The organism is Nocardioides ochotonae, assembly GCF_011420305.2.
GTDB classification, from domain to species: domain Bacteria; phylum Actinomycetota; class Actinomycetes; order Propionibacteriales; family Nocardioidaceae; genus Nocardioides; species Nocardioides ochotonae.
Map to the genome: position 1 here is coordinate 21,902 of NZ_CP061769.1, position 23,070 is coordinate 44,971.

19 protein-coding genes and 1 tRNA gene are annotated in these 23,070 nt (G+C 72.7%); 7 read left to right on the forward strand and 13 right to left on the reverse strand.

Annotation, left to right across the window (positions count from 1 at the left end; genetic code table 11):
• The first annotated feature begins 99 nt into the window (after positions 1-99).
• Complete coding sequence (locus HBO46_RS00115; RefSeq protein ID WP_224769286.1) at positions 100-774, forward strand: DUF881 domain-containing protein; 675 nt, start codon at positions 100-102, stop codon at positions 772-774.
• Here the strand turns inward: HBO46_RS00115 and pknB are convergent.
• Genes pknB through HBO46_RS00150 form a run of 7 tightly spaced genes read right to left on the reverse strand, consistent with a single transcriptional unit; the run spans position 716 to position 9,481 of the window.
• Complete coding sequence (gene pknB / locus HBO46_RS00120; RefSeq protein ID WP_166135226.1) at positions 716-2,560, reverse strand: Stk1 family PASTA domain-containing Ser/Thr kinase; 1,845 nt, start codon at positions 2,558-2,560, stop codon at positions 716-718. The two genes, HBO46_RS00115 and pknB, sit on opposite strands and share 59 nt — an antisense overlap.
• Positions 2,557-4,107 carry a serine/threonine protein kinase gene (locus tag HBO46_RS00125; protein WP_166135228.1) on the reverse strand — a complete coding sequence of 517 codons (1,551 nt, stop codon included), beginning with the start codon at positions 4,105-4,107 and terminating at the stop codon, positions 2,557-2,559. The genes pknB and HBO46_RS00125 overlap by 4 nt, the downstream gene beginning before the upstream one ends.
• The gene (locus HBO46_RS00130; protein WP_166135231.1) at positions 4,104-5,573 is read right to left on the reverse strand and encodes a peptidoglycan D,D-transpeptidase FtsI family protein; all 1,470 of its coding nucleotides are present in this window, start codon (positions 5,571-5,573) and stop codon (positions 4,104-4,106) included. Before HBO46_RS00130 ends, HBO46_RS00125 begins: the two co-directional genes overlap by 4 nt.
• Complete coding sequence (locus HBO46_RS00135; RefSeq protein WP_166135234.1) at positions 5,570-6,970, reverse strand: FtsW/RodA/SpoVE family cell cycle protein; 1,401 nt, start codon at positions 6,968-6,970, stop codon at positions 5,570-5,572. The genes HBO46_RS00130 and HBO46_RS00135 overlap by 4 nt, the downstream gene beginning before the upstream one ends.
• A gap of 3 nt (positions 6,971-6,973) precedes the next feature.
• Positions 6,974-8,293 (reverse strand): PP2C family protein-serine/threonine phosphatase, encoded by a 1,320-nt coding sequence (locus tag HBO46_RS00140; protein WP_224769287.1) that lies wholly within the window; start codon positions 8,291-8,293, stop codon positions 6,974-6,976.
• Positions 8,290-8,766 (reverse strand): FHA domain-containing protein FhaB/FipA, encoded by a 477-nt coding sequence (locus HBO46_RS00145; protein WP_166135237.1) that lies wholly within the window; start codon positions 8,764-8,766, stop codon positions 8,290-8,292. Before HBO46_RS00145 ends, HBO46_RS00140 begins: the two co-directional genes overlap by 4 nt.
• Positions 8,759-9,481, reverse strand: coding sequence for an FhaA domain-containing protein (locus HBO46_RS00150; protein ID WP_166135240.1), 723 nt, complete (start codon positions 9,479-9,481; stop codon positions 8,759-8,761). Before HBO46_RS00150 ends, HBO46_RS00145 begins: the two co-directional genes overlap by 8 nt.
• A gap of 194 nt (positions 9,482-9,675) precedes the next feature.
• Here HBO46_RS00150 and HBO46_RS00155 point away from each other — a divergent pair.
• Positions 9,676-9,759, forward strand: a tRNA-Leu gene (locus HBO46_RS00155).
• 126 nt (positions 9,760-9,885) lie between these two features.
• Positions 9,886-10,668 (forward strand): MBL fold metallo-hydrolase, encoded by a 783-nt coding sequence (locus HBO46_RS00160; RefSeq protein WP_224769288.1) that lies wholly within the window; start codon positions 9,886-9,888, stop codon positions 10,666-10,668.
• Here HBO46_RS00160 and HBO46_RS00165 read toward each other — a convergent pair.
• Both HBO46_RS00165 and HBO46_RS00170 read right to left on the reverse strand, forming a co-directional pair.
• Positions 10,642-12,729 (reverse strand): phage holin family protein, encoded by a 2,088-nt coding sequence (locus HBO46_RS00165; protein ID WP_166135243.1) that lies wholly within the window; start codon positions 12,727-12,729, stop codon positions 10,642-10,644. The two genes, HBO46_RS00160 and HBO46_RS00165, sit on opposite strands and share 27 nt — an antisense overlap.
• A gap of 195 nt (positions 12,730-12,924) precedes the next feature.
• On the reverse strand, positions 12,925-13,701 hold the full coding sequence (locus HBO46_RS00170) for a LolA-like protein (RefSeq protein WP_166135246.1): 777 nt from the start codon (positions 13,699-13,701) through the stop codon (positions 12,925-12,927).
• A gap of 168 nt (positions 13,702-13,869) precedes the next feature.
• Between HBO46_RS00170 and HBO46_RS00175 the strand changes: the two genes are divergently transcribed.
• A complete protein-coding gene (locus HBO46_RS00175; RefSeq protein ID WP_166135249.1) occupies positions 13,870-15,471 on the forward strand; it encodes a hypothetical protein in 1,602 nt (533 codons plus the stop codon).
• Positions 15,472-15,534: 63 nt separating this feature from the next.
• On the opposite strand, the gene HBO46_RS00180 is transcribed toward HBO46_RS00175, so the two are convergent.
• Complete coding sequence (locus HBO46_RS00180) at positions 15,535-16,347, reverse strand: hypothetical protein (RefSeq protein WP_166135252.1); 813 nt, start codon at positions 16,345-16,347, stop codon at positions 15,535-15,537.
• 221 nt (positions 16,348-16,568) lie between these two features.
• Here HBO46_RS00180 and HBO46_RS00185 point away from each other — a divergent pair, with 221 nt between their 5' ends.
• Entirely contained in the window at positions 16,569-17,246 is a 678-nt protein-coding gene (locus HBO46_RS00185) for a DUF3592 domain-containing protein (protein ID WP_166135255.1), read from the forward strand.
• A gap of 36 nt (positions 17,247-17,282) precedes the next feature.
• Positions 17,283-17,774: a glutathione peroxidase gene (locus tag HBO46_RS00190; protein WP_166135257.1), complete on the forward strand. Its 492-nt coding sequence runs from the start codon at positions 17,283-17,285 to the stop codon at positions 17,772-17,774.
• A gap of 94 nt (positions 17,775-17,868) precedes the next feature.
• On the opposite strand, the gene HBO46_RS00195 is transcribed toward HBO46_RS00190, so the two are convergent.
• The gene (locus HBO46_RS00195; protein WP_166135260.1) at positions 17,869-20,196 is read right to left on the reverse strand and encodes an MMPL family transporter; all 2,328 of its coding nucleotides are present in this window, start codon (positions 20,194-20,196) and stop codon (positions 17,869-17,871) included.
• A gap of 71 nt (positions 20,197-20,267) precedes the next feature.
• A complete protein-coding gene (locus tag HBO46_RS00200; RefSeq protein ID WP_166135263.1) occupies positions 20,268-20,864 on the reverse strand; it encodes a TetR/AcrR family transcriptional regulator in 597 nt (198 codons plus the stop codon).
• A 92-nt stretch (positions 20,865-20,956) separates the two neighbouring features.
• On the opposite strand from HBO46_RS00200, the gene HBO46_RS00205 reads away from it, so the two are divergent.
• Positions 20,957-22,063, forward strand: coding sequence for an alkaline phosphatase family protein (locus HBO46_RS00205; RefSeq protein WP_166135266.1), 1,107 nt, complete (start codon positions 20,957-20,959; stop codon positions 22,061-22,063).
• Positions 22,064-22,272: 209 nt separating this feature from the next.
• On the opposite strand, the gene ppgK is transcribed toward HBO46_RS00205, so the two are convergent.
• Positions 22,273-23,037 (reverse strand): polyphosphate--glucose phosphotransferase, encoded by a 765-nt coding sequence (ppgK, locus tag HBO46_RS00210; protein WP_166135269.1) that lies wholly within the window; start codon positions 23,035-23,037, stop codon positions 22,273-22,275.
• Between the last annotated feature and the right edge of the window lie 33 nt (positions 23,038-23,070).

The window sequence follows — 23,070 nt, forward strand, 5'->3', positions numbered from 1 at the left end:
GCCCCCAAGCCGTCGGGGCGCCGCTGGCTTCGGCGTCCCTTCAGCGCATGGACGATCGGCACCCCGATCGTCGTGCTGCTGTGCGGTTCCCTGTTCGTCGTGAGCGCCTCGAACAGCGACGGCACCGACCTGCGCCCGGGCCGCTACACCGACCTGGCCTCGCTCGTCGCCTCGGAGTCGCGCGCCTACGAGCGCCTCCAGGACCGCGTCGACAAGCTCAACGCCGACATCGAGGAGCTCGCCGGGAACGTCGACGACCGAGCCGTGAACCGCTACCGCAAGCGAATCGCCAAGCTCGAGGACCCCGCGGGGATGGTTCCGCAGACAGGTCCGGGGGTGACGGTGACCCTGACCGACAGCGACCCGGACCTCGCCGACGAGGCCGCGGCGGACGCCGACAGTGGTCTGGACGTCAACTGGTTCCTGGTCCACCAGCAGGACATCCAGGCGGTCGTCAACGCCATGTGGGAGGGCGGGGCGAAGGCGGTCACCGTCCAGGGCAAGCGCATCATCTCGACCACCGGCATCAAGTGCGTCGGCAACTCCGTCACCCTCCAGGGACGGCCGTACTCCCCGCCGTACGTCATCACCGGCGTGGGCGACCAGGGCGAGATCATCAACGCGATCCAGCAGGACAGCTACCTGCAGGAGTACCGCGCCCAGGCCGAGCGTCCCGAGATCGCCATCGGCTGGGACCTCGAAGTCGAGGACGAGGTCACAGCACCGGCGTACGACGGCCTGCTCGACCTGTCCTACGCCCAGCCGATCCGCTGAGCACGGCCGGGTCGCGGCGATCCAGCACGCTGGGCTCGTCGGTGGGCTGCTCGTCCTCGCCGTCATCCGGCTCCCCGGTGGGGTCGGTCGGCGAGGGCTCGGGGGTCTGGGTGGGCTCGACGTAGCTCGAGACGGTGATGTAGACGCTCGCGCCGTCGTCGGCCTCCTGGCCGGCGGGCGGGTCCTGCTCGATGACGGTGCCGGCCGGCTCACGGGTGTCGTCGGAGCGGACCACCTTGGGCACGAAGCCGCGCTCGCGGATCTTCTGCTCCGCGATCCGCTGCCGGTCGCCCACGACGTCGGGGACCTGCTCGCGACCGTCGGAGTAGTAGACGACCACCGTGGTGCCGGTCTGCACCTGCATGCCGGGGACGGGGTCGGTGCTGACCACCTGGTTGGCCGGCTCGTCGGACTCGGTCTCCTGCAGGTCGGGGACCAGGTCGAGGTCGATCAGCCGGGCGCGCGCCTCGTCGCGGGTGCCGCCGACGATGTCACCGGGGATCGCCACCTCGGGCTTGCCCGTGGACACGGTGAACGTGACGGTGGTGCCCGGGTCGACGTAGCGGCCGGCGGCGGGGTCCTGGGTGCCGGGGATGACCCGGTTGGGGCGCACGGTGTCGTGGGGCGCGGTGTCGATGGGCCCGACCGCCAGCCCGGCCTCGCCGATCGCCGTACGTGCCTGGCCCTCGGTCATGCCGCGCAGGTCCGGCACCTGCTCCTGTTCGGGAGCGCCGGGGAACAGCGTGGGCCACAGCACGATGCCGGCGACGACCAGGGCGAGCACCAGCAGCACCGCGGCGATCATGCCACCGCGTCCGCGACGCTCGTCGGCCTCGGGCAGCGCGGGGCGCTCCGCGGTCGGGTCGGGGACCGGTGCGCCGGCCACCGCGGTCGGCGCGGCGTCCGGGAGCGGCGGGGGCACCGTCGCCTGCACGGGGTTGCCGGCGAGGTAGCGCTCGATGTCGCTGCGCATCGCCGCCGCCGACTGGTAGCGGTCCTCCAGGCGCTTGGCGAGCGCCTTCATCACGATCGCGTCGACCTCGGGAGGCAGGTCGGTGTCGTGGTCCGACGGGGGTCGCGGCTGCTCGCGGACGTGCTGGTAGGCCACCGCCACCGGGCTGTCGCCGACGAACGGCGGCCGGCCGGTGAGCAGCTCGTAGAGCAGGCAGCCCGTGGAGTAGACGTCGGAGCGCGAGTCGACGGTCTCGCCGCGCGCCTGCTCGGGGGAGAGGTACTGCGCGGTGCCGACGACGGCGGCGGTCTGGGTCATCGTGGAGGAGGCGTCACTGATCGCGCGGGCGATGCCGAAGTCCATGACCTTGACGTCGCCGGACGGGGTCAGCATGACGTTGCCGGGCTTGATGTCGCGGTGGATGATCCCGGCGCGGTGGCTGTAGTCCAGCGCCGACAGCACGCCGCTGGTGAACTCCAGGGCCCGCTCGGGGAGGATCTTGCGGCCCTCGCGCAGGATCTCGCGCAGCGTGCGGCCGGCGACGTACTCCATCACGATGTAGGGCTGGTAGACCCCCGAGCCATCGGCCGCCGGCTCCTCGCCGGTGTCGTAGACGGCGACGATCGAGGGGTGGTTGAGCGAGGCCGACGACTGCGCCTCACGGCGGAAGCGCGCTTGGAACGTCGCGTCGCTGGCGAGGTCGGTGCGCAGCCGCTTCACGGCCACCACCCGCCCCAGACGGGTGTCGACGCCCTTGCGGACCTCGGCCATGCCGCCGCGGCCGAGGAGCTCGCCGAGCTCGTACCGACCGCCCACGACGGTGGGATTGCTCATCCGGTGGTGCCTCCCTCGGAGGGCTCAGAGGTGTCGTCGGTCGGCGCCGACGGGGTAGTGGTGCGGGGGGTCTGCGTCGGCGTCGCCGGCGGTGCCCCCCAGTAGCGGACGGTGACGAGCGAGCCGCGCTCGACGTCGCCGGACGGGCTGACGCTCTCGACGGTCCCCTCGGCGCGGTCGCCGGGGTTGGCGGCCTCCACCAGCGTGACCTCGAGGCCGAGCCCGCGCAGGGCCGACTCGACCTCGCGGACGTTGCGCCCGACGTAGTCGCTGGCGACGACCTCGACGGTGTCGGGGGCCGGCGGCGCGCTGGTGGTCGGCGGCGCGCTCGTGGTCGGGGGCGCGCTGGTCTCGGTGGCCGTCTCGGACGGTGTGGGCCGCTCGGTCGGCGAGGGGGTGGGCCGGGTCGTCTCACGGGTCGCGGTCGGCGTGGGCCGATCCGGCCGCTGCTCGTCCGCCGGGTCGGAGTCGTCGCCCCCGCCGTACAGCACGAAGAGCAGCACCCCGAGTGCGACGAGCAGGAGCACGCCGAGCACCGGCACCCAGGGGAACCGGCGCTTCTCCTCCTCCGCGGTGTCCGCGGCCTCGTCGTCCAGCGAGGGGTCGGGCGGCGGCAGCGGCGCCGCGCCGGTGCTCAGCACCTGGGTCTGCTCCCCGGTCGGCGTCAACGGGGCGACCCGGGTCGCGTCCGCCGCCTCGGGGTCGCGCAGCGCCGCCGCGAACGCGGCGCCGTCGGGGAAGCGGGCCGCAGGGTCCTTCTCCAGCGCCCGTCGTACGACGTGGGCCAGCGCGGGCGGCACGCTCTCGGGCAGCTCCGGCACTGGCTCGCGCAGGTGCGCGAGCGCCGTCGCGACCGGGGTGTCGGCCTGGAAGGGCCGGTGTCCGGCCAGACACTCGAAGGCGACCACGCCGAGGGAGTAGACGTCGGAGGCCGGGGTGGCGACCTCGCCGCGCGCCTGCTCGGGGGAGAGGTACTGCGGGGTGCCCATCACCTGGCCGGTCTGGGTCAGCCCGACGGAGTCGCTGGCGCGGGCGATGCCGAAGTCGGTGATCTTGATGCGGCGGTCCGGGGTGATGAGCAGGTTGGCCGGCTTGACGTCGCGGTGCACGATCCCCGCGGCGTGGGCCGCGCCGAGCGCCGAGGCGGCTTGGGCCAGCAGGTCGCGCGTCGCGTCGGGGTCGAGCGGCTGCCCGGCGCGCAGCAGGTCCGACAGCGGGCGGCCGTCGACGAGCTCCATCACCAGGTAGGGCCGGGGGGCGCCGGAGCCGTCCTCGCTGCGGGCCTCGCCGAAGTCGTAGACCGACGCGATGCCGGGGTGGTGCAGCGCCGCGGCGTGCTGGGCCTCGGTGGCGAAGCGGGCGCGGAAGTCGGGGTTGTCGGCGTACTCGGCCTTGAGCACCTTGATCGCGACGTCGCGGTGCAGCGTCGTGTCGGTGGCCCGCCAGACCACGCCCATGCCGCCGGTCGCGATCCGCGACTCGAGGCGGTAGCGGCCGGCGTCGTCGACGAAGCTGCCGGGACCGGTGCCGGTGGGTGGCGTCGTCATCGCAGCACCGCCTCCATCACTGCCTTGGCGATCGGGCCGCCGATGCGACCGCCCGCGATCTCGCCGCGGTCGATCGCGGCGGACTCGATCATCACCGCGACCGCGACCTGGGGGTCGTCGGCGGGGGCGAAGGACATGAACCAGGCGTACGGCGGGTCGTCGCTGCCGCTCTGGGCGGTGCCGGTCTTGCCGGCGACGCTGCGGCCGGGGATGGCCGCGGGACTCGCGGTGCCGGAGTCGACGGTGTAGACCATCAGCTTGGTCAGCTCCGCGGCGGTGGCCGGCGAGACGGCCTCGCTGAACTCCTCGATCGGGGTGGTCGCGACGACGTCGAGGTCGGCCGACTGGACCTCGTCGACGACGTAGGGACGCATCACCACGCCGTCGTTGGCGATGCCGGCCGCGACCATCGCCATCTGCAGCGGGGTGGAGCGCACCTCGAACTGGCCGATGCCGCTCTGGCCGGTCTCCGGGGCGTTGGCGTCCTCGGGGTAGCGCGAGATCGCCTGCGGACCGGTGCCCTCGAGGTACTCGCGGTTGAAGCCGAACGCCTCCGCCTGGTCGCGCATCGCCTCGGCGCCGACCTCGACCGCGAGCCGGGCGAAGGTGGTGTTGCACGACTGCGCCATCGCCTGGGTGAACGGGATCCGGTCGGTGCCGCAGGAGCGGCCCTCGTTGTCGATCAGGCCGGTCTCCCCGCTGGTCAGCGGGAGCTGGTACGCCGCGCCGCCGGGCACCAGGTCGTCGGCGGAGGTGTACTCGCCGTTCTCGATCGCCGCCGCGGCGGTCACGAGCTTGAAGACCGAGCCCGGGGGCAGGGTCTTCTGGATGCCGCGGTTGAGCAGCGGCTCGGCGGGGTCGTCGTTGAGCTGCTTCCAGTACTTGTTGACCTCGGCGAAGTCGTGGGAGGCCAGCTTGTTGGGGTCGTAGGTCGGCAGCGAGACCATCGCCAGCACCTTGCCGGTGCGCGGCTCGAGGGCAACCACCGAGCCCTCCACGTTGCCCGGCAGCGCCGAGAGGGCCTCGTAGGCCGCGTCCTGGGCCTCACGGTCGATGGTGAGCGCGACGTTGCCGCCCTTGGTGCCGTCGTTGCTGAGCAGGTCGACCAGGCGGGTCACGAAGAGCCGGTCGTCCTCGCCGGACAGCACGTCGTTCTGGCTGCGCTCGATGCCGCTGGCGCCGTAGGAGTAGGTGAAGTAGCCGGTCAGCGGGGCGTACTTGAAGGGCTGCGGGTAGGTGCGCAGGTACTTGTACTGGTCGTCGACCGGGCGGCTGGTGGCGACCGGGTCGCGGCCGACGATGATCGACCCGCGCTCGCGGGAGTACGCCGCGTTGAACACCCGGGCGTTGCCGGCGTGGTCGTTGAGGTTGTCGGCGCGGAAGTACTGCAGGTAGGTCACGTTGGCCATCAGGACCAGGAACAGCACGAGGCAGAAGATCGAGATCGTGCGGATGGGCTTGTTCACGACAGCTTCACCACCTGGGTCGCCTCCGCGTCGGAGGCGCCGTCGTCGGACTCCGCGGACAGGTCCGGCACGGGGCGCCGGGCCTGGTCGGAGATGCGCAGCAGCAGGGCGATGATCGCCCAGTTGGCCACGAGGGAGGAGCCTCCGTAGGAGAGGAAGGGTGTGGTCAGTCCGGTCAGGGGGATCAGGCGGGTCACGCCGCCGATGACGACGAAGATCTGCAGGGCGAAGACGGCGGCCAGACCGGTGGCCAGCAGCTTGCCGAAGCCGTCGCGCGAGATCAGCGCCGCGCGCAGCGCCCGCTCGACGATCAGGCCGAACATCAAGAGCACGGCGAGCACGCCGGTGAGGCCGAGCTCCTCGCCGATCGCGGCCATGATGAAGTCGGACTCGGCGTAGGAGATCCGCCAGGGGCTGCCCTCGCCGAAGCCGCGGCCGATCAGCCCGCCCCAGGCCATGCCGAACATGGACTCCACGATCTGGCGGCCCTTGTCGCTGGTGCCCTCGCCGTAGTAGGCGAAGGGGTCCACCCACAGGTCGACACGGGTCTGCACGTGGCTGAAGATCGTGGCGGCCACGAATGCGCCGGCGAAGAACAGCAGCCCGCCGACCACCAGCCAGCCGGGGCGTTCGGTGGCGACGTAGAGCATCACCAGGAAGAGCCCGAAGAACAGCAGGCTGGAGCCGAGGTCCTTCTGCAGGACCAGCACGCCGAGGCTGACGGCCCACATGACCAGGATCGGGCCGAGGTCGCGGCCGCGGGGCAGGTCGATGAAGAGAAAGCGGCGCCCGGCCAGCGCGAGCGCGTCGCGGTGCAGCACGAGGTAGCCGGCGAAGGTGACGACCAGCAGGACCTTCGCGATCTCACCGGGCTGGAGGCTGAACGGGCCGACGCTGATCCAGATCCGGGCACCGTTGATCTCGCGGCCGATGCCCGGGACCATCGGCAGGATCAGCAGCACGATCGCGGCCAGGCCGCTGGTGTAGGTGAAGCGCTGCAGCACCCGGTGGTCGCGCAGCACCACCAGGGTGATGATGAACAGCACCACGCCGACCGTCATCCAGGTCAGCTGCTGGCGCGCGAAGCTGGTGTCGCCGGCAGCCAGGTCGAGGCGGTGGATCACCGCCAGGCCGAGCCCGTTGAGCGCCGCCACCAGCGGCAGCAGCACCGGGTCGGCGTACGGCGCGACGATGCGGACGACGAGGTGGGCGACGATCACCAGCGCGGCCAGCCAGCCGCCGTACCCGACGATGTCGGCCGGGACCTCGCCCTGCACCCCGATGCCGACCGCGGCGTAGGCGCCGATGCCGACGAGGAGCGCGAGGACGAGCAGGAAGAGCTCCGCGCCCCGGCGCCGCCGGTGCACGAAGCCCATGATCGCGCCTTGCTGAGCCATGCCTCAGCCGCCCGTCCTGGCCGCGCCCGGCTGGGCCGGCGACATCTCGTCGGCGAGGTTCTGCACGATCGTGCGGGCCCGGTCGCGGTCGTCGGCGGCCATGCCCGCGGCGACCTGGTCGCGCAGGTGGTCCGGGAGCCGGTCGACCACGACGTCGGTGGTCTCGTAGGGCTCGGAGAGGGAGACGCCGGGCAGGTCGGCGTTGAGGCCGCGGAAGATCACGACCATGCCGTCCTGCTCGCCGACGAAGTACTGGTGCTGGCTCCACGACCAGGCGGCCGCGGCCGCGATCCAGCCGAGTCCCAGCAGCATGAGGGTGACCAGCACGCGGCGCAGCCACAGCAGCCGGTCCGGGGGACGCGGGGCGTAGCGCGCCTGCTCGGGGTCGATCGGGTCGGCCGGGATCGCGTGCACGTCGCCGGGCAGGTCCGGCACCGGCTCGAGCTCGCCGGTGTCGCCGGAGCGGTGGGCACGGAAGAGCCCGGTCATCGGGGCCCGGCCCGGACGGCGGCGCAGCTCGGCGGCCGCGCCGACCAGCATCGGGCTCAGCTCCTCACCCTCGGCGTCGACGACCGGGGAACCGTCGTCGGCCACCACATCGGCGACCACGCAGGTGACGTTGTCGGAGCTGCCGGCCTCGATGGCGACACGCACCAGCTCGATGGCGGCGTACGCCGGGGTCCCGTCGCCGAGCACGGCGGCGAGGCGGGGGTCGGGGAGCACGCCGCTGGCACCGTCGCTGCACAGCAGCAGCCGGTCACCGGGGAGCAGGTCGAGCAGGAACAGGTCCGGCTCGGTGTCCCCGGGGCCGCCCAGGGCGCGCAGGATCAGGTTGCGGTGGGGGTGGACGCGGGCCTCGGCCTCGGTGATCCGACCGTCGTCGATGAGGCTCTGGACGAACGTGTGGTCCTTGGTGAGCTGGCTCAGCTCGCCGTTGCGCAGCAGGTAGGCGCGGCTGTCGCCGACGTGGCCGAACGCGGCGCGGTGGCCGTCGAAGAGCGCGACCGTGGCCGTGGTGCTGGTGCCGTTGAGCGAGGCGTCCTCGTCGACCAGCTCGTTGATCCGGTCGTGGGCGCGGTGCAGGGCGCCGGAGACCAGGCCGAGGAGGTCGTCGGGGGACTCCACGACCGGCTCGGTGTCGAGGCGCCGCAGCTGGCTGATCGCGGTCGAGGAGGCGATGTCGCCGCGCGCCGCCCCGCCGACGCCGTCGCAGACGGCGAGCAGCCAGGGGCCGGCGTACCCGGAGTCCTGGTTGTCCTTGCGGACCCGCCCGACGTCGGAGACGGCGGCGTAGGAGAGGCGGAGCATCGTGGCGGCCGTCACTTGCGCAGCTCGAGGATCGTCTTGCCGATGCGGACCTGGGTGCCGAGCGTGAGCGTGGTGGGCTGGGTGATCCGGCTGGTGCCGATGTAGGTGCCGTTGGTGGAGCCGAGGTCCTCGACGAACCACTGGTCGCCGGAGGCGGCGATGCGCGCGTGCCGGGTGGAGACGTAGTCGTCGTCGAGGCGGATCGCGGCGTCGGAGCCGCGCCCGATGAGCACCGGGGCGTTGTCGAGGCTGGCCTGCTCGCCGGCGTTCGCGCCCTCGACCACGAGCACGTGGGTGGGCGAGCCGCGCCGGCGGCTGGGCGTCTTGGGCGTCCGCTCCTTCTTCGGCCGCGGGCCGCGGCCGCGGTCGGCCTCGGGCACCCGGGCGCCGAACATGTCGGAGCGGATGACGGACACGGCCGAGAGGACGAAGATCCACAGGATCGCGAGGTAGGCGATCTTGACGAGCAGGAGGGTCAGCTCAGACAACGTGGTCCTCCTCGACCACCCGCACGGTGAGGGTGGTGGTGCCGATCTTCACGACCGAGCCGTCGTGAAGTCGGGCGCGGGGCACCTTCTGCCCGTCGACCAGCATGCCGTTGGTGGAGCCGAGGTCACGGACCTCGATGCGCAGGTCAGCGGCGCGCCCGGCGTCCTCGCCGACGCGGAACTCCACGTGGCGCCGGCTCACGCCGGGGTCGTTGATCCGGACGTCCGCGTCGGTGCCGCGGCCGACCACGACACCGGGCGGCTGGAGTGGCTGGCGGGTGCCGTTGACCTCGAGCAGCGCGCGGGCCCGGCGTACCTGCGTGGGGGAGGAGTGGGAGGTGACCTTGGCATGCACCTGGCTGCGGACCCGGAAGCGGCCAGTGGTCAGGTCCTCGGCCTCCTGGAAGGACAGCGTGATCGGCCCGGGGAAGGAGTAGCCCTGCTCGCGGGCGTGCTGCTGCACCTGGGAGACCAGCTCGTCGGCCATCGCGGTGTCGTACGGCGCGAGCCGCTCCAGGTCGGAGCCGGAGAGCTCGACGTGGAAGTCGTTCGGGACCAGTCGCCGCTCGCGGGAGAGGATCTGGGCGTTGTTGTCGCACTCGCGCTGGAGCGCGGCGGCGATCTCCACCGGCTGCACCGCGGAGCGGAAGGCACGGGCGAACGCGCCGGAGATCATCTCTTCCAGGCGCTGCTCGAAGCGCTGCAACCCACGCACGTCGCCTCCTCTCGCCGGAACCCCGGGTCGTGCCTCGTACCGGTCGCGATCCGCGCCGGTTGGCCGCAGACCGAGGACCCCGGACGCGCCGGGGTACGGCCCCGATCGTAGCCATGCCCACTCGGTCGATCTCGTTACCCGTACGCCGGTTTGGGAATGTCGGCGCGGCTGGGCTAATCTCAAGGCGCTTCAGAGCGCGAGTGGCGGAATAGGCAGACGCGCACGGTTCAGGTCCGTGTGTCCGAAAGGACGTGGGGGTTCAACTCCCCCCTCGCGCACAGAAGCGGGGCAACACCCCGCACCCGAGGTCGGGACACCCAGAGATGGGGGTCCCGGCCTCGAGTGGTTTCCGGGGCCATTCTCCGGGGATCTGTCCCGCAGTCGTGGTGGCTAGGCTCGATGACGTGCGCGGTTCCGAGGAACGGCTGAGGCTCACCTGGCTGGGCCACTCGACGGTGGTGATCGACCTGGCGGGGTCGCGACTGCTGGCCGATCCCCTGCTGCGGACCCACAACAACCTCCTGCGCCGCCGGGGGGTGCGGCCGCGCCCGGAGCAGTGGGCCGATCCCGACGCGGTGCTCCTCTCCCACCTGCACCTCGACCATGCCGAGCTCCGCTCGCTGCGGATGGTCGCGGGGGTCCCGGTCCTGACCGGCAGTCGCAACGCGGCCTGGGTGCGCAGCCAGGGCCTGCTCGGCCAGGGGGCGGAGGAGTGGACCGACGTGGGCGCCGTGCAGGTCCGGCTGGTCCCCGCCGTCCACCACGGCCGGCCGATGCCGCACCGTCCCAACGAGGCCCACGGGCACCTGGTGCGCGCGGGCACGACGACCTTGTGGGTGGCCGGGGACACCGCGTTGTACGACGAGATGGCCGACCTGCCTGCGCTGGCCGGGACCGAGCGGCTGGACGTGGCGATCGTCCCGATCGGCGGGTGGGGCCCCCGGCTGTCGGCCAACCACATGGGGCCGGCGCAGGCCGCGCAGGCGTGCGCCGCGACCGGGGCGCGCTACGGCCTGCCGGTGCACTGGGGCACCCTGCACCCGCCCCTGGTGGGGAGGTTCGGCGACTGGTTCGAGCGCCCCCTGCCCGCCTTCGAGGCGGAGGTCGCGGCCGTGGCGCCGGACTGTCGGGTGATCCGGCTCGGGCACGGGGAGAGCTGGTCACCCGGAGGTGACGGCGACACCTGACTCGGGCGCCCCGGTCTCGAGACGCTGGCCGGACTGCCGGAGGAACCCCAGCAGCACCTGGTGCAGCTGGTCGGCGCCCTCCACGCGCTCCGGCACCGAGGTGGCGAGGTCCTGCGGCGCCAGGAGGACCGCGCTGTCCTGCCATCCGCCCAGGCCGCCGTGCGCCCCGACCAGCTCCTCGAAGGCCGCGATGTCGGAGGTCTGCTCGTCCACGGAGCTGTTGAGATAGAGGTCGGGCGCCTTCGGGTCCAGCACCGCGCGGAGCAGCACCCGCCTGGCGTGCTCGCCGTACCGGGCCAGGGGGTCGGTGCCGGTGACCGTGCCCGAGGCCAGGTCGACCCGGCCCCCGTCCCCGTAGGCCCAGGGGACACCGTGCTCGTCGATCCCGGCGACGAACCCCACGCCGGGGTGCTCGCACAGCCCGGGAAGCAGCCGCGGCCAGCGGGCCGTCAGGTCGTCCAGGCTCTGACGGGTCTGGCCCGGCACGTAGAACAGCCCCAGGTTGCCCGAGCCGAGGACGAGGGCGCGGTCGGCAGCGCGGCCGCCGACGTTCCGCTCCGTGTCGGCCGAGTCGATCTGGTCGACCCGGCGGCGGGCCGGAGCCGCGAGCTTGCCCGCGACCCCCTCCTCCCCGATGTCCAGGACCAGTGCGTGCGCCCGGCCCCAGCCCTCGTCGGCCTCCTCGTAGCCGTGGACGCCCTCGTCCATCAGCTCGGTGCAGAGGGTCGAGAGCTCCAGGTCGTAGCGGTCCCTGAACGGCTGCCCCTGGGACTGACCGTGGTCGGAGACGACGACGAGGCGGTAGCGCCGGGCCGCCTGCTCGGCGAGCAGCTCCAGCTGGGCGAGCACCCGGTCCAGGCCTTCGAGGGCGGCCAGCGACTCGTGCCGGAAGAGGCCGGCGTGGTGCGCGACCTCGTCGTAGTCGACGTAGTCGACGTAGATCACCTTGCGCCCACGCTGCATCTCCTCGGCGATCAGTGCGGTGTTCAGGTCGCGCAGCAGGACGTTGGTCAGGGCCCGCAGCAGCGCGAAGGTCCAGTTGCGGCGTATGCGTGGCACCAGCTCGTAGCGCACCTGGGCGCGTGCCTGCCAGCGCTCCTTCGCCACCTCGCCGACGGTGCGGGTGAGGCTGCGGGCGAAGCCCGTCGGGGTGAGCATGAACCAGGCCAGGGCCCGCCTCGTCTGGGGAGAGCCGAGCCGGGCACTCGCCCGGCTCATCGTCAGCATCGCGTTCTCGGCGTCTCCGGAGAACAGGTTCGAGATCGACACCCCGTCCTCGCAGAGCAGGCCCCGGCCGTTGCTCGCCCGCTCCTCGATGAGGCGCGCGTCCGCGGGGCGGTTGGCGACCAGGACCCGGCCCAGCTCGCGGTCGTACCACCGGAAGCCCGGGATGCCGGCCACGGTGCCGTGGAGCAGGCCGAGCTGGCTGGCCGGGGTGGTGCAGGGAAGCTGTGGGGTCCATTCACGGAGCTGGTAGTCCCCCGAGGTCACCCACCGGCGGATCGTCGGGACCCCGCCGGCGCGCACCGCCCAGCTCAGCACCGGGAACGGCACCCCGTCGAGCTGGACGACGAGGAGGCCGTCGACCTCAGGGTCGGGGGGCTGGACCGTGCGGCCACGACGGGCGATCGCAGTGGTGACCGACTCATCGGTGCCGGCGGTGAGGAGGTAGGCCACGATCGTGACACCGGCGGCGCAGAGCCAGCTCGTCACGAAGGCGGCCGTCCAGGTCGCGGTGATCCCCGGGACGAGCAGCATCGCGATGTGCATGACGATGCCCTGGCCGAAGAAGGCCAGGGGGAGCACCGTCAGCCAGCCCAGGCGGACACTGACCTCCACCAGGAGCGGCCGCACCACGAAGCCGACGATGCCGCTGACCACCGAGACCCCGGCCAGGCTCAGCAGCGAGGAGGCCTCGAGGTCGGGCAGCAGCCTGGCGGCCGCCCACAGGATGCCGGTGGAGACCAGCCAGGTGGCGAGCAGCCGCCCGAGGTCGGCGAGGGTGAACCAGCCGCGGCCTCGTTGGCGCGCCCGCCTGGAGGCCGGTGCGTCGCTCGCCATGGGGCGCCTCCAACGGGACGGGTGTCCTGCTCCGGGGCTCGCCCCATCATGGCCGCTGGGGGGGGGTTCCAGGGGAATGCCCCGCGAGACCGGGCGGCGCGGGCCGGGCAGGCGGGCGACCCGCCGAGACACCGAAGGCCGGGCGCGGGGCAGCCGAGCTGCCCCGGGCCCGGCCCAGGATGAGGGTGCCGCAGGTCAGCCGGCGGCGCCGAGGTCGACGACCTCGTCCTTGGCGGGGGCCTGCACGTCGAGGGGCTCGTTGAACTCCGAGAACGTGAACTGGCCGGGCTCGTCGCCGCCCACGACCTCCATCTTGAGGATGTAGTGCTTGTCCTCCTCGCTGCCGATCCAGACGGTGGTCTCCTCGCCGTCCTCCTCGGAGACGATCTCGACCGCGGGGGTGCCGTCGATCTCGGTCTCGCCGACGACCTCGCCCTTCTCCTTCTCGGCGTCGGCGTCGTCGCCCTCGTCGAGGTTGTCGAGGAAGGCGTCGAGGTCGCAGATCTCGGTGAAGCCGCCGCCGGGGACCTTCGCCCACTTGTCACCGATCAGGCCGATGAGGGCCTCGGCCTGCTGCTCGCCGCCGGGGCCCGCGCTCTGGGTCCAGAACTCCTTGGAGCCCTTGAGGTAGGACTCCTCGCCCAGCCCGATGATCTCGGCCTTGGCGCCGTCGCTGGAGATGCTGCCGGTGCAGTCACCGGAGGTGGTGAGCCGCAGGTCCAGCGACATCTTGGTGCCGTCGGTGGTGATGTCACCGGCCATCCGGACCGACTCGAGCGCCTTCATGTCGGTGAGCGCGGCGTCCTGGATCTCCTTGATCGGCTTGTCGGCGAAGCCGTTCTCCGAGGCCTCCGACGACGAGCCCCCGGACGAGTCCTTCGACTCCTCGTCACCGCCGCAGGCGGCCGTGGCAGTGAGCATCACGGCCCCGGCCACGGCTGCGGCCAGACGGGTACGCCTCTTGTACGTCACGTTGTTCCTCTCAGTTCTGTGTCCTGGAGTCCTCAGTGTCTCCTGTGCCCCCTGAGGTCATGCAGGGGTGAGGGACCGGATGGCCGGGTGGCGCCGGGGAAAACCACCCGGCGCCCGCGTCCGCGCCCCTAGTGTGTGCTCGATCCCTGCGGCGAAGGAAAAACCCCGATGACCTCCTCCACGTCGGCATCGGGGCGGCTGTGCGCTGCCCTGGTGGCCGCGCTCCTGCTCCTCACCCTGCCGCTCGGCGCCCCGGGCGCCCGCGCCGACGAACCGGCTGCTGAGCCGCCAGGGCCGTCCGGGCCGTCGGGGTCGCCCGCGCCGATGGTCGTCGGGGATCTGGGCGCCCCGGCGGCGGGTGTCACCAGCCGTTGGGTTCGCCTCGACGGCCCCTGGGCCGTGGTGGGGGCAGACGGTCGCTTCAGCCTGTCCGCGCCTTCGGCGCCGGCGCGGCTGGTCGTGCTGCAGGAGTACGGCGCGGAGACCTCGCGCCTGCGGATCGAGACGGCACCGACGGACCTCTCGGCCGGCTCCGACCTCGGCGTGCTCGACGTGCCGGTGCTCGAGCCGGTCACCGTGCGGGTGGTCGACGCCGGTGGCCGCGCGGTCCCCGGCGCCGCGGTCACCCACCTGTGGGGCCTGCCGCAGTCCCCGGTGCCGGGCGAGGCGACGTGGGAGCACGCCGGGCACGCCCTGTCGCCCGGTCTCCCGGTGGAGCGGGCGGCCATGAGGGCGTCCCTGACCACCGATGCGTCTGGCGAGGTCAGCCACGGCTTCACCCGGTCCGCGGACGGTCGGATCCTGTCCGGCTCCGCCTCGTTCACGTTCGCGAGGCACCTGCCTCCGCACGTGGCGAAGCTGAGCGGCGCGCAGCCGCAGCCCGACGGCAGCCTCCTGGTGCGGCTCGCGGACCTGGTGCTCCCCGAGCCGCCGGGCCCGGTCGGCAACCTGCGGGCCGTCCCGGGCGACGGCGGGGTGCTCCTGCAGTGGGATCCGCCCGCGGTCGCAGGGACCTGGCGGCACTACGTGGTCACCGACGTCGCCACCGGTGTCGAGCAGAAGGTCATCTCCGAGTTCGCGCGGGTCGCCGCGCCCAACGGGGTGGCGGGCCGTTTCCGGGTGCGCGCGGTCGGCCTGACCGGCGAGAGCCCGGAGGCCGTCTCCGCGTCGGTGACGCCGCGGGCGCTGCGGGTCCGCCTGGTCGGCCCGCGCGACGGCGCCCTGGTGCTGGGCCCCGCGACGTACCGCGTGGTGTCGTCGCTGCCGCTGGCCTCGCTCGACTGTTCCTCACGACGGGCCTACGTCCGTGGGTGCGCGACGGGGCGGATCACGGTGCGCGCCCACCGCGATGCCACGGTGAGGGTGACCCTGACCGCGCGGGACTCGATGAGCAACGCGGTGCGCCTGCGCCGCTCCCTCGTCCCGGTGACTCCGGCGACCGAGATGGGCCGCCTCCGCGGCTGGACGCGCGGACGCGACTCCGGCCCGCACCTCACCACCGAGCGGCGCGGCGCGCACCTGCTGGTGCGGCCTGGACGCGAGCGCCGCGAGTTGTGGGTGGCGGTGGACACTGGCCGCGGGCGCGGCGTGCTCGAGGCGGTCGATGGCGCCGGCCGGAGCCTCGGGCGGGTCGACCTGGCCCGCCGGCCCGCAGGCCGGGGGACTCTGGTGCGACTGGTGCGTACCGACCGGCTGCCCCGCGCCGTCCGGCTCGTGGTGCGCTCGACCGGTCGCCCGGTGACCGTGCGCGGTTGGGCCGACCTGGACTGAGCCGAGCTGGGCTGGGGCCGAGCGGGGCTGAGCCGAGCCGGGCTGGGCTGAGGCCCGACGCTCTCAGTCCTCGGGTTCGGCGCTGCCGAGGTCGACGATCTGGTCCTTGGGCGGCGCCTTCACCTGGAAGGCGTCGTTGAAGTCCGAGAAGGTGAACTCCCCCGGCTCCTCGCCGGCCTGGACGCGCATCTTGAGGATGTAGTGGCGACCCTCCTCGGTGCCGACCCAGACGGTCGAGACGTCGGCGTCGTCGTAGATCTTGACCTCGACCGCGGGGATGTCGTCGACGGTGGTCTCGCCGACGACCTCGTTCTGCGGGTTCGCCGACTCGCTGGCGTCGCTCTGGTCATCGAGCTCGTCGAGGAAGGAGTTGAGGTCGCAGAACTCGGTGAAGTCGCCGCCGGGGATCTTGGCCCACTTGCCCGCGAGCGTCGAGATCAGCTGCTCCGCCCCCGACCCGGCGTCGTCGCCGGCGCTCGTGCGCCAGAACTCCTCGGTGCCCTTGAGGTAGGAGGTCGTGCCCTTCCCGATGATCTCGGCCTCCGCCCCGTCGATGGAGACCGTGCCCTGGCAGTCGCCCTGGGTGCTGAGCTGCAGGTCCACGGCCAGCTTGGTGCCGCTGTCGCGCAGTGAGCCCGCCACCCGCACGAACTGCAGGGCGCGCATGTCCTTGACGGCCGCCGCCTGGATCTCCTCGACCGACTGCTGGGCGAAGGCCTCGCCCTCGGAATCGTCCGAGTCGGAGGCGGTGGCGTCCGAGGACGCGGAGTCGGTGGACTCCGAGGACTCCGAAGCCGAGGGGGAGTCCGAGGAGGACCCGTCGTCGGAGTCGTCACCGCACGCCGCCGCACCGGCCAGCAGCACTGCACCGGCCACGGCTGCGGCCAGTCTGGTTCGCCTGTCGTACGTCGTCACGTCGTACCTCCTGGGTCCGGGGCCGGAGCCGGTCCCGGGTCTGCGAATGGCGCAGCTGTGGTGCCCTGGGTTCTCCTCAGGCTCTCACGTCACCGGGCGCCCGTCAGGGCCCGAGGGCAGGGGTCCTTCGGCACTGGTGCACCTGCCTGCGCGCCTCGTCCCGACCCCGGGATACTGGGTCCATGCCGTCCTCGAGCGACCCACGCCGTACCCGACGGGGCCGCGGGGCGCTGCTCCTGCTGCTCGTCCTGGTGCTGGTGAACCTCCCGACGCTGATCGGCGTGTGGAACCGCCTGGAGGTGGAGCGCTCGGGAGAGGACGTCGCCGCGCGGGTCGTGCAGACCCGCCCCTCGGACTCCGGGGTGCTGGTGAGCTTCGCCTACCCCGCGAGCAGCGGGATCGACGACGACACCGCCTACGCCGTCGAGGTGGACCGCGAGACCGGTGCGCGCGCCACCGAGACCGGCACGCTGACCGTCCGGGTGCGCCCCGAGAACCCCGCGACGTACGTCGTGGACGGGCAGGTCCGCGACCGCTCGGCGGTGGTGCTGCCGCTGGTCCTCAACGGCCTGGTGCTGCTGATCGCGCTGCTGCTGTGGCGGGTGCGCGGGCGGATGCGTCCGGAGCTGGTGCTGCGCGCCGACAGTGACCTGGAGCCCGGCGAGGACGCGCCGCTGCTGGAGCGGGTCGCGGGACTGGAGTACGTCGTGCAGGGCCGGGTCGCCTCGGTGTCGGCCGGGGAGGACGGCGAGGTGCTGCTGGAGGTCGCCGACCGGCGGGTGCGGGTGCTGCTCGACGGGCACGCGAACCCGGTGGAGGTCGGCGGCGACGCCCGGGTGCAGGGACTCATGGTCGGCTGATCAGACCGGCTTGCGGGGCACCGCCAGACTGGCGTCATGCACACGCTCGCCGACTTCTCCGCACGGTCCATCGAGGGCCAGGACATCGATCTCGCGGACTACCTCGGCCAGGTCGTCCTGGTCGTCAACACGGCCTCGAAGTGCGGGCTGACCCCGCAGTTCGAAGGTCTCCAGTCGCTCTACGACCGGTTCGGCGAGCAGGGCTTCACCGTGCTGGGCTTCCCGTGCGACCAGTTCCGCGACCAGGAGCTCGACGACGACGCGGAGATCGCGGGCTTCTGCCAGCGCAACTACGGCGTCAGCTTCCCGATGTTCTCCAAGATCGACGTCAACGGCGAGGACGCGCACCCGCTGTACCGCTGGCTGCGCACGGAGCAGAAGGGCGTGCTCAGCGACCGGATCAAGTGGAACTTCACCAAGTTCCTGCTCGACCGGGACGGCAAGGTCGTGGCCCGCTACTCACCGACCACCAAGCCGGAGAAGATCGCCGCGGACATCGAGCGCGCGCTGGCGGCCCCGCGCGGCTGAGGGCCAGGACGTCGTACGGCCGGGACGGCCAAGGAACGCGTACGGCCCAGGAGCACCGAGGTGCGTCCTGGGCCGTACGGCGGGTTAGGCGGGGTCAGACCTTGACCGGCTCCCGCTCGTCGAGCTGCATGTGCGGGCGTTCCAGGCTCTCGCCCTCGACGTCCACGTTGGGCAGGATCTTGTCCAGCCACCTCGGCAGCCACCAGGCCTTCTCGCCGAGCATGTACATCAGCGCCGGGACGAGCGCCATGCGGACGACGAACGCGTCGAGGAGCACGGCGACGGCGAGCGCGAAGCCCATCGACTTGATGATCGGCTCGTCGATCAGGATGAAGGCGGCGAAGACCGAGATCATGATCAGGGCGGCCGCGGTCACCACGCGGGCGCTGTTGCGGAAGCCGTCGACCACCGCTTCGCGGGTGCTCATGCCGTGGACGTGCGCCTCGCGCATGCGGGTGACCAGGAAGACCTGGTAGTCCATCGCCAGGCCGAACACCAGGCCGATCAGGAAGATCGGCATGAAGCTGACGATCGGCTGGCCCTCCATGATGCCGAAGGCGCCCTCCTGGAAGACCGCGACGGTGACGCCGAGCGTGGCCAGCACGGACAGCAGGAAGCCGAACGTCGCGGTGAGCGGCACCAGGATCGAGCGGAAGACCAGCATCAGCAGGATGAACGCCAGCCCGATGACGACGGCCAGGTAGACCGGCAGCGCGTCGTCGAGGCGGTCGGAGACGTCGGTCGTGATCGCGGTCAGGCCGGTGATGCCGATCTCGGTGCCGGTCTCGGCCTCGAGGGCGTCCTGGCCGTCGCGCAGCGAGCTCAGCAGGTCCTTGGTGGCCTTGTCCTCGGCGCCGGACTCGGGCGTGATCATCACCTGCGCGCCGGTGGCCGGCTCGGTCACGGCACCCTTGTCGTCGGTGACCTCGTTGGTGGCGATGATCTGGGCGTTGGCCACGTCGTCCTGGCCGGCGGCCCAGGCGGCGACCTCGCCGAACACCTCGCCGCGCTCCTCGGCGGGCACGTCACCGGCGTCCACGACCACCAGCAGCGGGGCGTCGCGGCCCGGGCCGAACGCCTCGGCGGTCAGGTCGGAGGCCTTGCGGGCGGTGGTGTCGCTCGAGGCGGTGCTGTCGGTCGGGAAGGCGAGGTAGAGCTCCTTCATCGGGATCGCCAGCGCGCCCAGCACGATCACCGAGACCAGGGCGACCGCCCACGAGCGCTTGCCCACGAAGCGGGCCCAGCGCACGCCGTTGTTGAGCACCCGGCCGTCGTCCTCGCGGGCGGGGGCGTACTTGCGGACCTGGCCGCCGAAGGCCTTGGACTTCAGCAGGCCGAGGATCGCCGGCAGCAGGGTCAGCGCCACCAGCACGGCGATGAACACGGTGCTCGCGGCCGCGAGGCCCATGGTGGTGAGGAACGGGATGCGGACGACGGCGAGTGCGGCGAGCGCGATGAGGACCGTCAGTCCGGCGAAGACGACCGCGGAGCCGGCGGTGCCGACGGCGACGCCGACCGCCTCCTGGCTGTCATCGGTGTGGTCGTGCTCGGAGCGGTAGCGCGCGAGGATGAACAGCGCGTAGTCGATGCCGACCGCCAGGCCGATCATCGTGGCGAGCATCGGGGTGGTCGAGCCGATCTCGGTGAACGCGGTCATCGCGGTGACCCCGGCGATGCCGATGCCGACGCCGAACACCGCGGTCAGGATCGGCAGGCCGGCGGCGACCAGCGAGCCGAAGGTGAGGACCAGCACGAGCAGCGCCACGGCGATGCCGACGAGCTCGGAGGTCATGCCGATCTCGAGCATGCCGGTGGAGCCGGAGCCGTTGGCCTCGATCTCGAGGCCGTCGACGCGGTGCTCCTCCATGGCGTCACGCAGTGCCTCGATGGTCTCCGGCTCGACGTCCGCGACGGTGTCGACGTCGAACTCGAAGCTGATCTGGCCGACCCGGCCGTCCGGGGACAGCGGCGAGAGCGCCTGGGCGTTGTCCTCCGCGACGTCGCGCGGGGTGCCGGCCTGGGTGGCCTGGTCGACGATCAGCTGGCGCTGCTGCTCCGCCGCCTGCACCGGGTTGGCCAGCGGGGCCTTCTCCGGCATCTGCGGCAGCGCGGCCAGGTCCTCGACGAGGGCGTCGACCTCCGCGGCGTACGCCTTGTCGGAGAGGGTGCTGCCCTCCGGGGCCGCGACCACGACGTTGACGGTGGCCTGGTCGAAGGGGTCCTTGGCGCCCGGGAAGAGCTCCGCCTGCATGTCGGCGGCCTTCTCCGAGGGGATCCCCGGGATCGAGAAGGAGTCGCTCATCGGCTTGGACTGGGTGGCCGCGAAGCCGCCGACGGCGACGAGCACGACGAGCCAGCCGACGATGAAGAACGGCCAGCGCCGGAAGGCGGTCCTGCCGAGTCGGTACAAGAGGGTGGCCACGGGGGTCTCCTGAGGAAGGGGTGTGGTGCGGGGTGTGCCCCGGAGGGCGGGGCGGGCCGAGGGCCGGGTGGTCAGGTGAAGAGCTCGCGGGCCGCAGCCAGCGTGTGGTCGAACAGGTCGGGGATCGATCGCTCGTCGCCGGCGACGTAGGTCCCGATCGCCGACTCGAAGACGGTGACGAGCAGCCGGACGAGCAGCCGCGCGCGCACGGCGTCGACCCGCCCCTGCTCGCGCTCGACGATCAGGTCGACGAAGCCGCCGACGAACTCCTCGAAGCGGTCGATCACCGCCGTGAGCAGGCGCGGGGTCGTGGTGATCAGGTGGGTGATGCGGGCGATGTCCTCGCGGTCGAGCTCGTCGCTCTGGCCGTCGAGGAGCTCGTGGGCGAGCACGGCGAGGTCGTCGATGAGCCGCCCGTGCGGGCCGCCTTCGACGAACCGCGCGCGGGTGTCCTCGGCGATCACGGGTACCGGTCCGAGGACGGCGTCGAGCTTGCCGGGGAAGTAGTTGAACAGCGTGCGGCGCGACAGCGCGGTCGCCTCGGCGAGGTCGTCCATGGTGAAGCCGTCCAGCCCGCGCTCGGCGGTGAGCACCTGGGCGCAGCGCGCGATCCGGATCTCGGTCGCCAGACGACGTGCCTCTCGCGTCGAGAGGGCGGGTGAGGTCATGGTGAGATTCTTGCACTATGCCCCAAATAGTGCAGGAATGTGAGGGCGGTCACTGCCTTGCCTGGGGGCGGCCGGAGGCGGAGGGTGGCCGGATGACCTTCCGTCCCCTGCACGCCGCCGTCGCGCTCGTGGTCGCCATGGGGATCGGTCTCGGGTGCAGCCCGGAGGCGAGCGGCCCGGATGCGGGTCCGGGGGTGGCGGTGTCGAGCTCGGTGTCGGCGCCCGCCGTGGTGGCGCCGGGTTCGGTGGAGCCGGGTTCAGCGGTTCGGGGCCCGGTGCGGCCGGCGGGGGTGCGGCGCCGGGTGCTGGCCATCTCGGTCGACGGGCTCGCGCCCGGCGTCGTACGACGGCTGGGGCCGCGGGGGACGCCGACGCTCCACCGGCTGCTGCGCCGGGGCGCCTCGACCCTCGAGGCGCGCACGGCGGTCGAGATGACCGTGACCCTGCCCAACCACACCAGCATGCTCACCGGGCGCCGCATCGACGCCCGCCGCGGCGGGCACGGCGTGACCTGGAACGACGCCACCCCGCGCCGTGCGATCCCGCGTGACGCGCGGGGACGGCGGGTGCAGTCGATCTTCACCCAGGTGCACCGGGCCGGGCTGCGGACGGCGATGTTCGCGGGCAAGGACAAGTTCCGCACCTTCCCCCAGACCTGGCCGCGGGCGATCGACCGGGTGCTCATCGCGGAGGACCAGGGCCGGCTGGTCCGAGCGGCGCGCCGCGACCTGGTGCGCGGTGGGCGCGCGTTCACCTTCCTGCACCTGCGCGGCCCCGACAGCGCCGGTCATCGCGAGGGCTTCGGCTCCCCGGCGTACGTCGCGGCGGTGCGGGAGGTGGACCGCCAGCTGCGCGGGGTGCTGCGCACGGTGCGGGCCCACCCGCGGCTGCGGCACGAGGTCGTGGTCGTGCTGACCGCCGACCACGGTGGCCGCGGCGAGGCCGGGCACGACGTGGCGACGCGCGCGGCGAACTACCGGGTGCCGTTCCTGGTCTGGGGGCGCGGGGTGGCGCGCGGCGATCTCTACCGGCTCAGCCCCGGGCGGCGGAACCCCGGCCGCGCGCACCCCGGCTACGCGCGCCCGCGCCAGCCGGTGCGCAACGGCGACCTCGCCAACCTCTCCGCCGACCTGCTCGGCCTGCCCGCGGTCCCCGGCAGCACCATCGGCACCCGCCAGGACCTCCGCGTCCTCCGCTGACCCCCGCCGAGTCGGCCCTTGTGGCGGAGTTATCCACAGAGCGTTGTGGACAACGGGGCGGGGCGTTGGTGGGGGCGTGCGGCCGCCCGTCTGAGCGCGTCGCGCCGGGGTTTCGACGTACGGGGGATGCCCTAAAGGGTGAGATTTCCACCGAGTTATCCACAGGGGGCTGTGGATAGTTTCGCCATGGAGCCTTCGTGAGGAGGGAGTCAGCTGCGGTCGGCGAGGAGGGCGGCGCCGACGATGCCGGCCTCGTTGCGCAGGGTGGCGGGGACGATCTCGGTGTCCAGCTTGAGCAGCGGGAGGAACTCGTCGGCGCGCTTGCTGATCCCGCCGCCGACCACGAAGAGGTCGGGGGAGAAGAGCATCTCGAGGGTGGAGTAGTAGCGCTGGAGCCGGTGCGCCCAGGCCTTCATCGACAGGTCCTCGGCCTTGCGGGCGCTGTTGGCCGCGCGGCTCTCCGCGTCGTGCCCGTCGATCTCGAGGTGGCCGAGCTCGGAGTTGGGGACCAGCACCCCGTCGTGCACCAGCGCCGAGCCGATCCCGGTGCCGAGCGTCGTGACGATGACCAGTCCGCGGCGCCCGCGCGCGGCGCCGTACTCCACCTCGGCGAGGCCGGCGGCGTCGGCGTCGTTGACCACGTGCACCTGGCGCCCGGTCGCCTCGCTGAACAGCGCGTCGGCGTCGGTGCCGAGCCAGGCGCGGTCGATGTTGGCGGCCGAGTGCACCACCCCGTGTCGTACGACGCCGGGCACCGTCACCCCGACCCGTCCGGTCGCCTCGGGGAACCGCGCGAGCAGGGCGACGACCGTCGCCGCGACCGCCTCGGGGGTGGACGGCTTCGGGGTCTCGACGCGGGCGCGCTCGCCGGGCTCGCCGGACGCGAGGTCGACGGGGGCGCACTTGATGCCGCTGCCGCCGAAGTCGATGCCGACCGGGGTGACTCGGGAGTCTGGAGTGAGTGGCGTGCCCATGGACTCACGGTAGAGCCTGCTTCGTTTGACAGA

Bases quoted from the DNA above. Each gene is read 5' to 3' on its own strand.
- HBO46_RS00135 (WP_166135234.1), bottom strand. From the start codon at position 6,970: ATGGCTCAGCAAGGCGCGATCATGGGCTTCGTGCACCGGCGGCGCCGG.
- HBO46_RS00205 (WP_166135266.1), top strand. From the start codon at position 20,957: ATGACCTTCCGTCCCCTGCACGCCGCCGTCGCGCTCGTGGTCGCCATG.
- HBO46_RS00125 (WP_166135228.1), bottom strand. From the start codon at position 4,107: ATGACGACGCCACCCACCGGCACCGGTCCCGGCAGCTTCGTCGACGAC.
- HBO46_RS00185 (WP_166135255.1), top strand. From the start codon at position 16,569: ATGCCGTCCTCGAGCGACCCACGCCGTACCCGACGGGGCCGCGGGGCG.
- pknB (WP_166135226.1), bottom strand. From the start codon at position 2,560: ATGAGCAATCCCACCGTCGTGGGCGGTCGGTACGAGCTCGGCGAGCTC.
- HBO46_RS00175 (WP_166135249.1), top strand. From the start codon at position 13,870: ATGACCTCCTCCACGTCGGCATCGGGGCGGCTGTGCGCTGCCCTGGTG.
- HBO46_RS00190 (WP_166135257.1), top strand. From the start codon at position 17,283: ATGCACACGCTCGCCGACTTCTCCGCACGGTCCATCGAGGGCCAGGAC.
- ppgK (WP_166135269.1), bottom strand. From the start codon at position 23,037: ATGGGCACGCCACTCACTCCAGACTCCCGAGTCACCCCGGTCGGCATC.
- HBO46_RS00165 (WP_166135243.1), bottom strand. From the start codon at position 12,729: ATGGCGAGCGACGCACCGGCCTCCAGGCGGGCGCGCCAACGAGGCCGC.
- HBO46_RS00200 (WP_166135263.1), bottom strand. From the start codon at position 20,864: ATGACCTCACCCGCCCTCTCGACGCGAGAGGCACGTCGTCTGGCGACC.